The sequence below is a fragment of the Pseudonocardia sediminis genome (assembly GCF_004217185.1).
Classification (GTDB): Bacteria; Actinomycetota; Actinomycetes; order Mycobacteriales; family Pseudonocardiaceae; genus Pseudonocardia; species Pseudonocardia sediminis.
The window spans coordinates 1,332,407-1,345,495 of sequence record NZ_SHKL01000001.1 but is presented as its reverse complement, the minus strand read 5'-3'; the positions used below and the strand labels follow the sequence as shown (position 1 = coordinate 1,345,495).

Sequence of the window (13,089 nt, the reverse complement as noted above, 5' to 3'; positions counted from 1 at the left end):
CCGTTATGACGGGTGCGTCCACGTCCACCGTCCATCCTGGCCCGATGCGGTGGTGCCTGCGCGAGCAGGTGCACGTTCGGTTGGTCACCGTTCCGGGCTCCGGGACGCGCGGGCAGACCCGGACGCCCGGGCGCCGTAGCGTCGCGGAGGTCGTCGAGCGAGGGGGTAGCGGGTGGGTCACGCCGGGTACGAGGTCGTGCTGCTGCGGCACGGGCAGACCGTCGGCTACGAGAACGACCTGGGGCTGACCGACCTCGGCGAGCAGCAGGCGTCGGAGCGGGGCAAGGCGCTCGCCGCCGAGCTGGAGCCGGGAACGCGCGTCGTCCTGCCGCACGCGCGCAGTGCCCGGGCCACGGCCACGGCCGTCGTGCTGCGCCGGGAGCTCCTCGCCGCCCTGGGGGACGCGAGCGGGGTCGACGTCGGGACGCTGTACCCGGAGCCGTGGTTCGACAACCTGCGGATCAGCATCGAGGGCGAGTCCCTGGACGCGAACGTCGCGATGGCCCGGCGCCTGCGGCTGCCCGACGGCGAGCTGCCGGACTGGGCCCGTGAGCTGGACCGTTTCGACACCGACCACCGCGCGATCGCCGCGGCCGGCGGGCCGATCGAGTTCTGGGTCTCCACGCCGACGACGTTCTTCGAGCCGCCGAACCTGACCGTGCACCGGCTGTGGGCCGGCATCACCGCGCTCGCCCCGGACGACGCCGACGAGCGCCGCGTCGCGCTGGTCGCCACCCACTCCGCACCGATGCGGGCGTTCCTCAACGCCGTCCTGGGCCGGGATCCCGGGGAGCCGGAGAACCTGGAGGACGTCCGCATCCGCGTGGCCCCGGACGGCGCGGCGACCGTCACCTACCGCGGCGAGCAGACCGCCTTCACCGGTCCGCCCCCGATCCCCCCGTGGTTCGACGCCGCGTTCCTCGCCGCCCACGGCCGCCCCTGACCTCTAGCCGGCGAGGAAGTCCAGGAGCAGCTCGGTGGTGCGCTCCGGGGCCTCGACCGGGATCCAGTGCCCGACGCCGTCGATGCGCTCGTAGGTGAACCCGCCGTCGACGAACTCCGCCGACCCGGTCATCTGCGCCTCGGTCAGCGCCATGTCGCGGCTGCTCCACACCCCGAGGACGGGACGGTCGATCCGCGGCAGCGCCGGCGGGGCGACGCCGGCGAACGTGGCCGGGTCGAGGTTGGCGCGGTACCAGTTCAGCGACGCCGTCAGCGCGCCCGGTCGGGACAGGTCGGCGATCTGGCGGGCGAGCGCCGGGTCGTCGGGGCTCGTGTCCGGGTGCGCCCACGTGCGCAGGAACGCCCAGTCGTCGGCCGGCAGGACCGACTCGGCGACGCCCGGGAACTGGAACCAGAGCATGTACCAGGACAGCTGCCTCTGCTCCAGGCCGGCGCCCAGGAACGAAGCGGTGTGCCCGACCGAGAACGCGGCGTAGCGGGTCACCCGCGGCGAGAAGATCGTCAGCGCCCATCCGAGGGAGGCGCCCCAGTCGTGCCCGGCGAGGGCGAAGCGGTCGACGCCGAGCGCGTCGGCCAGGCCCAGGACGTCGGCCGAGGTCTTGTCGAACGTGTAGTTCTCGACGCCCTCGGGACGGTCGCTGTCGCCGAAGCCGCGCAGGTCCGGCGCGATCACCCGGTACCCGGACTCGGCCAGGCCGCGGATCTGGTGCGACCACATCGACGCCCGGTCCGGCCAGCCGTGCAGCAGGACCACCGCCGGTCCGGTGCCCCCGGTGTCGATCACGGACAGGGTGATGCCGGGCAGCTCCACCCGGGTCGGTGCGAACGCGTCCATGGGATGTGACCGTAGCCCCGGCGGCGTCGGCGCCGCGGAGCGACAATCGCCTCATGATCAGTCGTGACACGGCGGAGCGGACCGACGGCTCGCGAGGCCTGATCGCGGTCATCGGCGTGGTCGGGGGCGTCGTCGGCGGGCTGATCGGGGGCGGCAGCGGGGTGCTCTACGTCCCCGCGCTGGACCGGTTCACGTCGATGTCGCGGATCCGCATCCACGGCACGTCCACGATCGCGGCCATCGGGGTCTGCGGGGCCGGCGCCGCGGCCTACGCCGTCGCCGGTGGCGCGCTGGACCTGCGCATCGGGGCCGGGATGACGGTCGGCGGGATCATCGGTGGCGCCATCGGGCCGAAGCTGCTGGCCCGGGCGTCGGAGACGCTGCTGCGGGTGCTGCTGGTGGTGATCCTGCTGCTCACCGCGGCCAAGTTCTTCGTCGACGCGCTCGGCATCGGGCTGTTCACCCACGCCGTCGTGCCGCCGGGCCTGATCGAGAACCTGTGGTTCGTCGTCCCCGCGACGGTCGTCGTCGGCGTCGTGATCGGTGCCTGGGCCGGAGCGATGGGACTGGGCGGTGGGCTGCTCGCGGTCCCGGCGCTGGTGCTGCTCTTCGGTGTCGAGCTGCACGTCGCGGCCGGGACGTCGTTGCTCATGTTCGTCCCGAACTCGATCGTGGGCGGCGTGGTCCACCTGCGTCAGGGCACCGCGTCGTCACGGTGGGGATGGCTGCTCGGCCTGACCGCGGTCCCCGGCGTCGTCGTCGGGGCGCTGATCGGTCTGGCGCTCGACGCCGTCGTGCTCGGCGTCGTGTTCGGGACGTTCGCGCTCGCGATGGCCGTCCGCGAGATCGTCCAGCTCGCCCGCGGGCGTCACTGACGGCCGGTCAGAACGCCGGCCACGGGATCGCGGGCCCGTACCCGTTCGGCTCCGGGAACCGCGGCTCGTCGATCAGACGGTCGATCCGCGAGCGCAGGGCCGCGACCTCGCGCCGGGTCACGTGCTCGCCGATCTCGTCGCCGAAGTCGCCGGACAGCTTGCGGCGCAGCGTCTTCAACGGCTCGATCAGGTCCTGGCGCAGCTCGTCGCCGACCCAGCCCCACAGCACCGTGCGCAGCTTGTCCTCGGTGTGCAGGGTCAGGCCGTGGTCGACGCCGTAGACGCGCTCGTCGCCGCCGACCAGGACGTGCCCGCCCTTGCGGTCGGCGTTGTTCACCACGACGTCGAACAGCGCCATCCGGCGCAGCTGGGGGTCGTTCGCGTGCACCAGGACGACCGGCGCGCCGCCACCGTCGCGGGCGCGCAGCACCGGCAGCCAGCCGTCGGGCACGTCGGTCGGCTCGCACAGCTCGACCAGCGACGCCGCGGCCAGCGTGATCGTGTCCTCGTCGAGGTCGCCGTCGAGGTCGTCGTCGTCCGGGTCGCTGATCGCGGTGTCGTCACCGGCGGAGACCCAGGCCTGCACCATGCCGGGGCCGAACGGCCCGTCGCGCAGACATGTCGGTGGCACGACACGCAGCCCGGACGCCTCGGAGATCAGGTAGCTGGCCACCTCGCGTCCGGCCAGGGTGCCGTCCGGGAAGTCCCAGAGCGGGCGTTCGCCGCGGACCGGCTTGTAGACGCAGCGCATCTCCACCCCGTCGGCACTCACGGTGCCGAACAGGGTCGCGTTGGAGGCGTCGACGAGACGCCCGGTGATGTCGATCCGGCCGTTGGCGAGCACGGTGTGCACGGCGGGGTCGCGAAGGTCGAGATCGCTCAACGCGCCGACCTCGTACGCAGGGTCATTCGGCCTCGGTCACGGGGTTGCGCTCGTGGTAGCCGTTGAGGCGCACGCAGACGTGGCCCTCCGGGTCCAGCGGCTCCGCGCACAAGGGGCACGGCGCGCGTCCGGCGGAGACGACCTTCTCCGCGCGGTCGGCAAACGCCCGCGCCGCCGACGGGGACAGGAACACCCGCAGCGCGTCCGGACCCTCGTCGGTGTCGTCGAGGACGACCGACTCGTCGATCTCCTCCTCGCTCACCGCGAGCAGCTCCACGACGATCGAACTCGAGTCCGCGTCCCAGCCCAGACCCATCGTGCCGACCCGGAACTCCTCCTCCAGCGGCACCGCCAGCGGGTCCGAGTCGGACTCGCCGGCCGACGGCTCCGCGGCCACATCGGACCCGAAACGCTTGCCGACCTCGCCGAGCAGCGCCGTGATGCGTTCCGCGAGGACCGAGACCTGCTGTTTCTCCAGCAGGACGCTGATCGTCCGGGCGCTCTCCATCGCCTGCAGGTAGAAGGAGCGGTCGCCGGGCTCGCCGACGGTCCCGGCCACGAAACGGTCGGGCTGGCGGAAGACGTGGATGACGCGTGACATGACATCTCCAGGATAGTTCACCGCCCGCGCAGCGGCATCCCGCGGTCGTGCCCGGGGCTCCGGACCAGCACCGACGCCCGGTTCAGGCGTTGGTGGAGCCCCCGATGACGGCGTCCGACGGCGACGGGGCGGGGGTGTCGCCGTCCGCCTTGTGCCCGTCGGCGTTCTCGGCGTCCTCCGGCTTGGGCTCCGGCGGGATCAGGCTCGCCACGTCGCCGGACTGCTCGTTGACCCGGGCCACGAACGGGCGCAGCTCGGTGTAGAGCACGACGCTGACCGAGCAGGTGTCGACCATGATCCGCTGGAAGTTGTCCAGGTGGGTGGCCAGCGCGTCGGCCAGGACCGCCTTGATGACGTCCCCGTGGCTGCAGGCGACCCAGATCGCATTCTCGCCGTGCTCGGCCGCGATCCGCTTGGCCTGACGGCGGACGGCCGCGACGGCGCGGGCCTGCATCCCGGCCAGCCCCTCCCCCTCGGGGAAGACCGCGGCCGACGGGTGCCCCTGCACGACCTTCCAGAGCGGCTCCGCGAGGAGGTCCTTGATGGCCTGGCCGGTCCAGGTGCCGTAGTCGACCTCGGCCAGGTCGTCGTCGACGACCGGCTCCAGGCCGCGTGCCGCCGCGAGCGGGGCGACGGTCTGACGGCAGCGCGTCATCGGCGAGGTGACGATCTCCGAGATCGGCAGGTCGGACAGCCGCTCGACGACCTTGTCGGCCTGTTCGCGGCCCTTCTCGTCGAGCTCGACACCGGGGGTCCGTCCGGCGAGGACACCGGAGACGTTCGCCGTCGAGCGTCCGTGCCGGAGCAGGATCAGCGTGGTCACGGCCGCTGACCCTACGTGGCCCGCGGCCGGCCGGCCCGCGGACGGGTCAGGTCGCGGAGACGGCCCCGATCGCCAGCGCGGCCAGCAGCGCGACGCCGAGCGCGATCCGGTAGGCGACGAACACGTAGACGGTGTTGTTCTCCACGAACTTCAGCAGCCAGGCGATCACCGCGTAGCCGACGACGAACGCGATGACGACCGCGACCACCATCTGCACCGGGCTCGGCCCGTCGCCGGCAGCGATGTCGGGGAGCTGGAACAGACCGGCGCCGAACACCGACGGGATGGCCAGCAGGAACGAGTAGCGCACGATCGCCGGACGGGTCAGCCCCAGCGCGAGGCCGGCCGTGATCGTGCCGCCGGAGCGGGAGACGCCCGGGATCAGCGCCATCGCCTGGGCCAGGCCCAGCAGGATGCCGTCCTTGACCGTGATCTGTGTGATCTCGCGCTCCTGGCGGCCGAACCTCTCGGCCAGGCCGAGCAGCACGCCGAACACGATCAACGTCGTCGCGACCAGCCACAGGTTCCGCGCGACCGTCTCGATCTGGTCCTTGAACAGCACCCCGAGCACCGCGATCGGCACCGAACCGATGATCACCAGCCAGGCCATCCGGTAGTCGGGGTCGTCGCGGGCGTCGCGGTGCAGCAGACCCCGGACCCAGGCGGTGACCAGCCGCCAGATGTCGCGCGCGAAGTAGACGATCACCGCGGCCTCGGTACCGATCTGGGAGACGGCGGTGAACGCGGCCCCCGGGTCGTTGCCGAAGAACGCACCGGAGGCGATCCGCAGGTGCGCCGATGACGAGATCGGCAGGAACTCGGTCAGTCCCTGCAGGAGCCCGAGGACGATCACCTCGAGCCAGCTCATGGGCGGTTCCTGCGGTCGCGGACGTCACGGGAGCGGGTGATCACGGTCGGTCACGGTACCGGTGCCGGATGCGCGTTCCGTTACCGCTCCGCTCGCCGCGTATGCCCGTTCTCCGGCCTCCTCCGCCCGGGTGTCCGGGAAGGCTTCCGCGCGTGTCCGGACGCGGCTGCGGCCCACCGGATGCCTAGGCTCGCGCCGTGCAACGCAGAGCGGTCGGCGCGAGCGGGCTCCAGGTGTCCCGCATCGGCCTCGGCACCATGACATGGGGGGACGACACCGGCGTCGAGGCGGCCGGTGAGCAGCTGCGCGCGTTCACCGAGGAGGGCGGCACGCTCGTCGAGACCGCCGACGACTACGGCGGCGGCGTCGCGCAGCAGGTGCTGGGCGGCCTGCTCGGCGACGTGGTGCGCCGCGAGGACGTCGTCGTCGCCGGGCGGGGCTCCCCGCCGCCCGGGCCGCTGGGTGAGCACGCGTCGCGCGCCACGCTCCTGAGCTGCCTGGACGCGACGCTGCGGCGGCTGGGCACCGACCACCTCGACCTGTGGCAGATCCCCGGCTGGGACACCCGGGTCCCGCTGGAGGAGACGCTGTCCGCGGTGCAGATCGCGGTCTACTCCGGCCGGGTCCGCTACGCCGGGCTCGTCGCCCCGCGCGGCTGGCAGCTGGCCACCGTCGTCGAACGGTCGGCGCCGCTGGGCAACGTCGCGCGTCCGGTCTCGGCCCAGGTCGAGTACTCGCTGCTGGCACGCGACCCGGAGATCGAGCTGCTGCCGGCCGCCGAGCACCACGGGATCGGGCTGATCGCCTGGGCACCGCTCGGGCGCGGGGTGCTGACCGGCAAGTACAAGAGCGGCACCCCGGCCGACTCGCGCGCCGCCTCGGCGGTGCTGGCGGGGTACGTGGAGGCCCGGCGGACCGAACGGTCGGCGCGGATCGTGCAGGCCGTCCTGACCGCCGCCGACGGGCTCGGGACGTCGCCGCTGTCGGTGGCGCTGGCCTGGGTGCGCGACCGCCCGGGGGTGGCCGCGGCCGTCGTCGGGGCCCGGGACGCCGCACAGCTGCGGGCGTCGATGGCCGCCGAACGACTGATGCTCCCGGCCGAGATCCGCACCGCCCTCGACGACGTCAGCGAGCCCGTCTGAGATCTTGCGGCCTTCCCCGCCCGCCCGGGACGCACCTATGGTGGAGGTCGACACCCGGCGTTCACCCGGGTATCACCGGGCGAGCACCACCACTGCCATCGGGAGGCGCCGTGAGCGGAGACGTGACGGAGGATGCCGGCGAGGGGAATCCCTGGGCCGGGAGGCGGGACGGCGACGGCTGGACCGACGACCGGTGGGAGTACCGCCCGGTGCGGATCGACGGTGAGGTCTCCCGTGCGACCGCCGCCGTCCGGCTGGCGATCCAGGCGGAGTTCTCCGGCTGGGAGCTGTCCCGGGTGCGGCTCTACCCGGGCAACGTGCGCAAGATCGTCCTGCGACGCAAGCGCACGCACCCGCTGCAGCCGGAGCCCTCCTTCTAGGTGCTCAGCCGCCGTAGGGCACCGTGAGGATCTCCATCACGTGCCCGGACGGGTCGTCGAAGTACAGCCCGCGGCCGCCGTCGTGGGTGTTGATCGCGTTCTCGCCCTGGTGGCCGGGGCCGGCCCAATACGTCTGGCCGCGGGCGACGATCCGGGCGAACGCGGCGTCGAACTCGTCGTCGGTGACCAGGAACGCGTAGTGCTGGCTCGCGACGTCGCCGCCGAACTGGGCGTAGTCGAGGGTGACGCCGCCGACCTCGACGGCGAGGAACGGGCCGAACGAGGCCGGGGCCTTCAGGTCGAGGATCTCGGCGAGGTACGCCGCCCCGGCCCGCTTGTCGTGGGAGTGGACGATGGTGTGGTTCAGCTCAGCCATGCCGTCGATGGTGCGAGCTGAACCACACTCGAGGTCAAGACATTTCTAGTGGTCCGCCCACGTGACCTCGGGGGCCTTCGAGCCGCCCTTCGGTCCCGGGACGCCGCGGAAGCCGTACGGCGCGGGCTCGCGACCGGGCTGGACGAACCAGCACTCCCCCGGCTCGCCGCGCTCGATGATGTCCTGCACCGCACCGGCCACGTCGTCCGCGGTGAGCAGCGGGAACTCGCCGAACTGGGGCTTGGCGTTCGCGATCAGCGGGGTGTCGGCGAAGCCGGGGCACACGGCGTTGACCCGGATCCCCTCCGGCGCCAGCGTCGGGGCGGCGGCCCGGACGTAGCCGACGACGGCGTGCTTGGTCGCGGTGTAGAGCGCGTCCCCGGGCAGGGCGACGAGCCCGGCCAGCGACGCCGTCGCCACGACGTGGCCACCCCCGGCCCGGCGCAGGGCCGGCACGGCCGCGTTCAGCCCGAACACGACGTGGTCGACGTTCACGCCCACGATCCGGCGGTAGGCGTCGACGTCGAGGTCGGTGATGCCGGACTGCCCGGACGTGATCCCGGCGTTGAGCAGCACCACGTCGAGGCGTCCGAACCGCTCCTCGGTCGCGGCCACCACGGCCGGCATCGCCGCCGGGTCGGTGACGTCACCGGGCAGCGCGAGCCCGCCGAACCGCTCCGCGACGGCCGCCGTGCCGTCGGCGTCGCGGTCCGCGACCGCCACCTGCGCCCCGGCCGCGACGAGCCGCTCCACCGCCGCTGCACCGATCCCGGACGCTCCCCCGGTGACCAGCGCGACCTTGCCCGAAAGATCCATGCCGCCACCCTCTCACCCGGACCGGGCCCGCGACCACGGCCGTCGTCGCGCGATCCGACGTCAGGAGGTGCGCAGGAAGCGGTCCAGGACCCTGGTGCCGAAGGTCAGGGAGCTGACCGGGACGCGCTCGTCGATGCCGTGGAACAGGCTCGAGAAGTCCAGGTCCGGGGGCAGGCGCAGCGGCGCGAAGCCGTAGCAGTTCATCCCCAGGCTCGCGAAGGACTTCGCGTCGGTACCACCGGAGAGCATGTACGGGACGATCTCGGCGGTCGGGTCCTCGACGCGCAGCGCGGCCTGCATCGCCTCGGTCAGCGCGCCCTCGAACGGCGTCTCGACCGCGGGCAGGTCCATCACCCACTCCCGCGTGACGTCCGGGCCGAGCAGCTCGTCGACCTCGCGCAGGAACTCCTCGCGGCGCCCGGGCAGCACCCGGCAGTCGATCACCGCCTCCGCCGTCGACGGGATGACGTTGGCCTTGTAGCCGGCGGAGAGCATCGTCGGGTTGGCGGTGTCGCGGACGGTGGCGCCGACCATCCGGGCGATCGGGCCGAGCTTGGCCAGCGCACCCTCCAGGTCGTCGGACGGGAAGTCCTGCCCGGTCAGCTCCCGCATCCGCTCGACGAACGCGCCGACGGTGTCCGTCACGACCAGCGGGAACGTGTGGTTGCCCAGACGCGCGACGGCCTCGGCGACGCGGGTGACGGCGTTCTCGTCGTGCAGGAACGAGCCGTGCCCGGGCTTGCCGCGCGCCCGCAGCCGCATCCAGGCCATGCCCTTCTCCGCCGATTCGATCAGGTAGACCCGCTGGTCCTCGCCGTAGGTCAGGGAGAACCCGCCGACCTCGCCGACCGCCTCGGTGCACCCCTCGAACAGGTCGGGCCGGTTCTCGACGAGCCACTGTGCGCCGAACTTCCCGCCGGCCTCCTCGTCGGCGACGAAGGCGAACACGATGTCGCGCGGGGGGACCACGCCCTCGCGCTTGAAGCGGCGGGCGACCGCCAGCATCATCGCGTCCATGTCCTTCATGTCGATCGCGCCGCGGCCCCACACGTAGCCGTCCTGCACCGCACCGGAGAACGGGTGCACCGACCACTCCGACGGGTCGGCCGGGACGACGTCGAGGTGCCCGTGCAGCAGCAGCGCCCCGCGCGAGCGGTCGGCGCCCTCCAGCCGGGTGATCACGTTCATCCGCTTCGGCGCGCCGGACTCCAGGACCTCGACCTCGTAGCCGACCTCGCGCAGCTTGCCCGCGACGTAGTCGGCGGCCTCGGCCTCGCCGGCGAGGGTCTCCGGATCGGCGGTGTTGGTGGTGTCGATCCGGATCAGTTCGGAGCAGAGGTCGACGACCTCGGCCTCGGCGGTGCTGGGGTCGTCGTGCGTGGCCGTCATGCCCGTCTTCCTACCACCGGCCCGTGGGGTGCCACCGGTTGTCAACCCTCCGGAGGGCCTCCGGTACGCTGTGATCCACGGCGGCACGATGCGCCGTGAGCGAGTCCGAGTGGCGGAATGGCAGACGCGCTAGCTTGAGGTGCTAGTGCCCTTTAACGGGCGTGGGGGTTCAAGTCCCCCCTCGGACACCACATCATCCTCACCCCGATCAGGGTCCGGCTCCGGCCGACCGGTCGGGGTTCTTTTCCGTCCAGGGCCGTTCCAGCCGCGGTGAGCACGCGAGCCTCCCGGCCCGGCTGGGTGGAGACTCTGCCCATGCGCGATGCGAACTCCCCCGTGGCGGCCCCGTGAGCGGCCCGGACCTGCGCCTGGGCACGGCGGCCGGGCGGTGGGTGCTGACGGCGTGCGTGCTCGGGTCCGGCATGGCACTGCTGGACTCGACGGTGGTGAACATCGCGCTACCCCGGATCGGCACCGACTTCGGCGCCTCGTTCGCCGGGCTGCAGTGGACGGTCAACGCCTACACGCTGACGCTGGCCGGGCTGATCCTGCTCGGGGGCTCGCTGGGCGACCGGTTCGGCCGCCGGAGGGTGTTCCTGACCGGTGCGGTGTGGTTCGCCGTCGCGTCGCTGCTCTGCGGGCTGGCGCCGTCGATCGAGGTGCTGGTCGGGGCGCGGGCGCTGCAGGGCATCGGCGGCGCGCTGCTGACCCCGGGGAGCCTGGCGCTGATCTCGGCGTCGTTCCACGGGCGGGACCGGGCCGCGGCGATCGGCGCCTGGTCCGGGCTCGGCGGGGTGGCCGGCGCGCTCGGGCCGTTCGTCGGCGGCTGGCTCGTGGAGTGGAACTGGCGGGCGGTGTTCCTGATCAACCTGCCGCTGGCCGCCGTCGTCGTGGTGGTCGCGCTGCGCCACGTCCCGGAGTCGCGCGACGAGACCGCGGAGAAGCACCTCGACGTCCCCGGCACCGTCCTCGCCGTCTGCGGGCTCGGTGCACTCACCTGGTCGCTGACCGCGGCCGGGACCGACGGCGCGAGCATCGGGGTGATCGCATCCGGGCTGGCCGGCGTCGCCGCGCTGGTGGCGTTCGCGCTCGTCGAGCGCCGGGCACCCGCCCCGCTGGTGCCCGGCGACCTGTTCGCGGACCCCCGGTTCACCGCGGCGAACGTGATCACCCTGCTGATGTACGCCGCCCTCGGGCTGCTGTTCGTGCTCCTGGTGCTGCAGCTGCAGGTCGTCTCCGGGTTCAGCCCGCTGGCCTCCGGGACGGCCCTGCTGCCGGTGACGGCCCTGATGCTGCTGCTCTCGGCCCGGATGGGCGCCCTCGGCGCGCGGATCGGGCCACGGATCCCGATGACGGTCGGGCTGCTGGTGGCCGCCGCCGGCATCGGGCTGATGACCCGGATCGGCGCCGGGTCGTCCTACCTGTTCGACGTGCTGCCTGCGGTGATCGTGTTCGGTCTCGGCCTGTCCGGGGCGGTGGCCCCGCTGACCACCGCCGTGCTCGACGCCGCGGACGACCGGCACGCCGGCGTCGCCTCGGGCGTCAACAACGCCGTCGCCCGCGCCGCGGGACTGCTCGCGGTCGCGCTGGTCCCCGCGCTCGCCGGGATCTCCGGCGACGACTACACCGACCCGGTCGCGTTCGGCGCCGGGTTCCGGACCGCGATGACGGTCGCGGCGGGCCTGCTCGTCGGCGGCGCCGCGCTCTCGGCGACGCTGCTGCGCGCGCCCCGGACACCCCGGGCGCCCTCTCCGGTCGAGGACGGCCCGCACTGCGGCGTCGCCGGACCCCGGCCGGTCCCGCGCGGGCACCGGAGGACCCGCTGATCACCCGTAAGTGGGCGTTCGGAATCCCGATCGTGCACACTCTGTATTCGACAGGGAGATCAGTACCGCCACCCAGGTGATCATCATCGGGGGCGCCGAGCGTCCGGGGAGGCTCACATGCTGCGTGACTCCGACCCGGCACGTCGGTCCGCCCCGTCCGGCACCTCGCTACGCACGGTGACCAAACCACTGCTCATCGCGGCCTCGCACGCGATCGAGGAGTTCGCCCTCGCGACGGCCCGGGACGCCCCGATGGCCGTCGTCGCGCTGTTCCAGCGGTTGTCCTACTTCGAGCGGGAGGCCCATCTCTACGCCCGGATCGCCGAGGTGGCCGACGTGACGCTGGTCGGGCTCGTCGGCGACGTGCCGCCACGGCTCCCACCGGGCGTCTCGCACGTCGTCCTCTCCGAGAACGAGCCGCTGGCGCGGGAGTGGAGTGTCACCGTGCTGACGCCACGATCCGGGGCGACGCTCGTCGCCCGGGACCTCGAGCAGGTCGACGGCGCGGCACGCTCGCTGGAGCGCGGGCGACTGTTCTCCGGCTGGTGGTCGTTCCGGCGCGGTGACGCCTACGGCGAGCTAATGCGCCTGCGCACCACGATGGGCCCGCGCCTGACCACCGACCAGAACGGCGGGCTCGACGAGGTGCTCGCCCGCGTCGTCTCCGTCCCGGGGACCGAGAGCGACACCCGGCACGACGCCGCGACGACGCTGCTGCTCAACCGTCTCTCCGAAGAGCGCCGCCGCGCCGACCACACCGCGAACAAGCTCGACGAAGTCGCTCCCGGCGCCGAGCGGGACCCGCGCAGCGGTCTGCCGACGCGGGCGTTCCTGGAGCGTTGGACCGACCGGTCGGCCACCGGGACCCTGCCGGTCGGGCTGGTGCTGCTGCGCGTGCACGAGCTGGCCGCCACCCGTCACCGCTTCGGGTTCCGCGCCGAGCTGGCGGTCATGCAGTCGATCGCGCGGATCCTGCGTCATCGCACCGGCCCGGCCGACCGCGCGGTGCGCGTCGGGCGCGAGGAGTTCCTGCTCGTGCTCCCCTCCCGCGACATCGAGCTCCTCGCCGACGAGGCCGCACGGGTGCAGGCGACGATCAGCGCGCTGTCGGGCGCCTACCCGTTCGTCCCGACGCCGGCCACCGCGGTGATCACCCGGACCCGTGCGCGGCCGTTGCCGGTCGGCGAGCTGTGGGCGGCGCTGGACCGGGCGACCGAGGCCGGCATCCCGGTCACGCTGCTGCGCGGCTGACACCTCGCGGCCGATCGTCGTCCGGATCGTCCCGGACTGCACCACCCGTCCGGGTTGCACC

General features: G+C 73.2%; 14 protein-coding genes and 1 tRNA gene. 7 read left to right on the top strand and 8 right to left on the bottom strand.

Features of this window, described 5'->3' with window-relative positions; translation table 11 throughout:
- The first annotated feature begins 172 nt into the window (after nt 1-172).
- Entirely contained in the window at nt 173-943 is a 771-nt protein-coding gene (locus EV383_RS06500) for a histidine phosphatase family protein (protein WP_130289064.1), read from the top strand.
- 3 nt (nt 944-946) lie between these two features.
- Here the strand turns inward: EV383_RS06500 and EV383_RS06495 are convergent, their stop codons facing one another.
- Nucleotides 947-1,798, bottom strand: coding sequence for an alpha/beta fold hydrolase (locus EV383_RS06495; RefSeq protein WP_130289063.1), 852 nt, complete (start codon nt 1,796-1,798; stop codon nt 947-949).
- A 53-nt stretch (nt 1,799-1,851) separates the two neighbouring features.
- Here EV383_RS06495 and EV383_RS06490 point away from each other — a divergent pair, with 53 nt between their 5' ends.
- Nucleotides 1,852-2,673 carry a TSUP family transporter gene (locus tag EV383_RS06490; RefSeq protein WP_130289062.1) on the top strand — a complete coding sequence of 274 codons (822 nt, stop codon included), beginning with the start codon at nt 1,852-1,854 and terminating at the stop codon, nt 2,671-2,673.
- Nucleotides 2,674-2,680: 7 nt separating this feature from the next.
- On the opposite strand, the gene EV383_RS06485 is transcribed toward EV383_RS06490, so the two are convergent.
- From EV383_RS06485 to EV383_RS06470, 4 genes are all read right to left on the bottom strand, one after another.
- The gene (locus EV383_RS06485; protein WP_130289061.1) at nt 2,681-3,556 is read right to left on the bottom strand and encodes an SCO1664 family protein; all 876 of its coding nucleotides are present in this window, start codon (nt 3,554-3,556) and stop codon (nt 2,681-2,683) included.
- A 22-nt stretch (nt 3,557-3,578) separates the two neighbouring features.
- Nucleotides 3,579-4,157 carry a DUF3090 domain-containing protein gene (locus tag EV383_RS06480; protein WP_130289060.1) on the bottom strand — a complete coding sequence of 193 codons (579 nt, stop codon included), beginning with the start codon at nt 4,155-4,157 and terminating at the stop codon, nt 3,579-3,581.
- Nucleotides 4,158-4,239: 82 nt separating this feature from the next.
- Nucleotides 4,240-4,980 carry a histidine phosphatase family protein gene (locus EV383_RS06475; protein ID WP_130289059.1) on the bottom strand — a complete coding sequence of 247 codons (741 nt, stop codon included), beginning with the start codon at nt 4,978-4,980 and terminating at the stop codon, nt 4,240-4,242.
- A gap of 46 nt (nt 4,981-5,026) precedes the next feature.
- On the bottom strand, nt 5,027-5,848 hold the full coding sequence (locus EV383_RS06470) for an undecaprenyl-diphosphate phosphatase (protein ID WP_130289058.1): 822 nt from the start codon (nt 5,846-5,848) through the stop codon (nt 5,027-5,029).
- Nucleotides 5,849-6,045: 197 nt separating this feature from the next.
- On the opposite strand from EV383_RS06470, the gene EV383_RS06465 reads away from it, so the two are divergent.
- Together EV383_RS06465 and EV383_RS06460 are read left to right on the top strand one after the other, a co-directional pair.
- Nucleotides 6,046-6,990: an aldo/keto reductase gene (locus EV383_RS06465; protein WP_130289057.1), complete on the top strand. Its 945-nt coding sequence runs from the start codon at nt 6,046-6,048 to the stop codon at nt 6,988-6,990.
- A 110-nt stretch (nt 6,991-7,100) separates the two neighbouring features.
- Nucleotides 7,101-7,370, top strand: coding sequence for a DUF5703 family protein (locus tag EV383_RS06460; protein WP_207223895.1), 270 nt, complete (start codon nt 7,101-7,103; stop codon nt 7,368-7,370).
- 4 nt (nt 7,371-7,374) lie between these two features.
- On the opposite strand, the gene EV383_RS06455 is transcribed toward EV383_RS06460, so the two are convergent.
- The 3 genes from EV383_RS06455 to EV383_RS06445 are packed head-to-tail and all read right to left on the bottom strand — an operon-like array spanning nt 7,375 to nt 9,951.
- A complete protein-coding gene (locus EV383_RS06455; RefSeq protein WP_130289055.1) occupies nt 7,375-7,746 on the bottom strand; it encodes a VOC family protein in 372 nt (123 codons plus the stop codon).
- Nucleotides 7,747-7,791: 45 nt separating this feature from the next.
- Complete coding sequence (locus tag EV383_RS06450; protein WP_130289054.1) at nt 7,792-8,562, bottom strand: SDR family oxidoreductase; 771 nt, start codon at nt 8,560-8,562, stop codon at nt 7,792-7,794.
- A gap of 60 nt (nt 8,563-8,622) precedes the next feature.
- Nucleotides 8,623-9,951 (bottom strand): M20/M25/M40 family metallo-hydrolase, encoded by a 1,329-nt coding sequence (locus EV383_RS06445; protein ID WP_130289053.1) that lies wholly within the window; start codon nt 9,949-9,951, stop codon nt 8,623-8,625.
- A 103-nt stretch (nt 9,952-10,054) separates the two neighbouring features.
- Between EV383_RS06445 and EV383_RS06440 the strand changes: the two genes are divergently transcribed.
- The 3 genes from EV383_RS06440 to EV383_RS06430 all read left to right on the top strand — a co-directional run bounded on the left by EV383_RS06440 (nt 10,055) and on the right by EV383_RS06430 (nt 13,028).
- Nucleotides 10,055-10,142: transfer RNA gene (locus EV383_RS06440), tRNA-Leu, on the top strand.
- Between the two features lie 156 nt (nt 10,143-10,298).
- Nucleotides 10,299-11,777 carry an MFS transporter gene (locus EV383_RS06435; protein ID WP_130289052.1) on the top strand — a complete coding sequence of 493 codons (1,479 nt, stop codon included), beginning with the start codon at nt 10,299-10,301 and terminating at the stop codon, nt 11,775-11,777.
- Nucleotides 11,778-11,894: 117 nt separating this feature from the next.
- Complete coding sequence (locus tag EV383_RS06430; RefSeq protein WP_130289051.1) at nt 11,895-13,028, top strand: sensor domain-containing diguanylate cyclase; 1,134 nt, start codon at nt 11,895-11,897, stop codon at nt 13,026-13,028.
- Nucleotides 13,029-13,089: the final 61 nt, after the last annotated feature.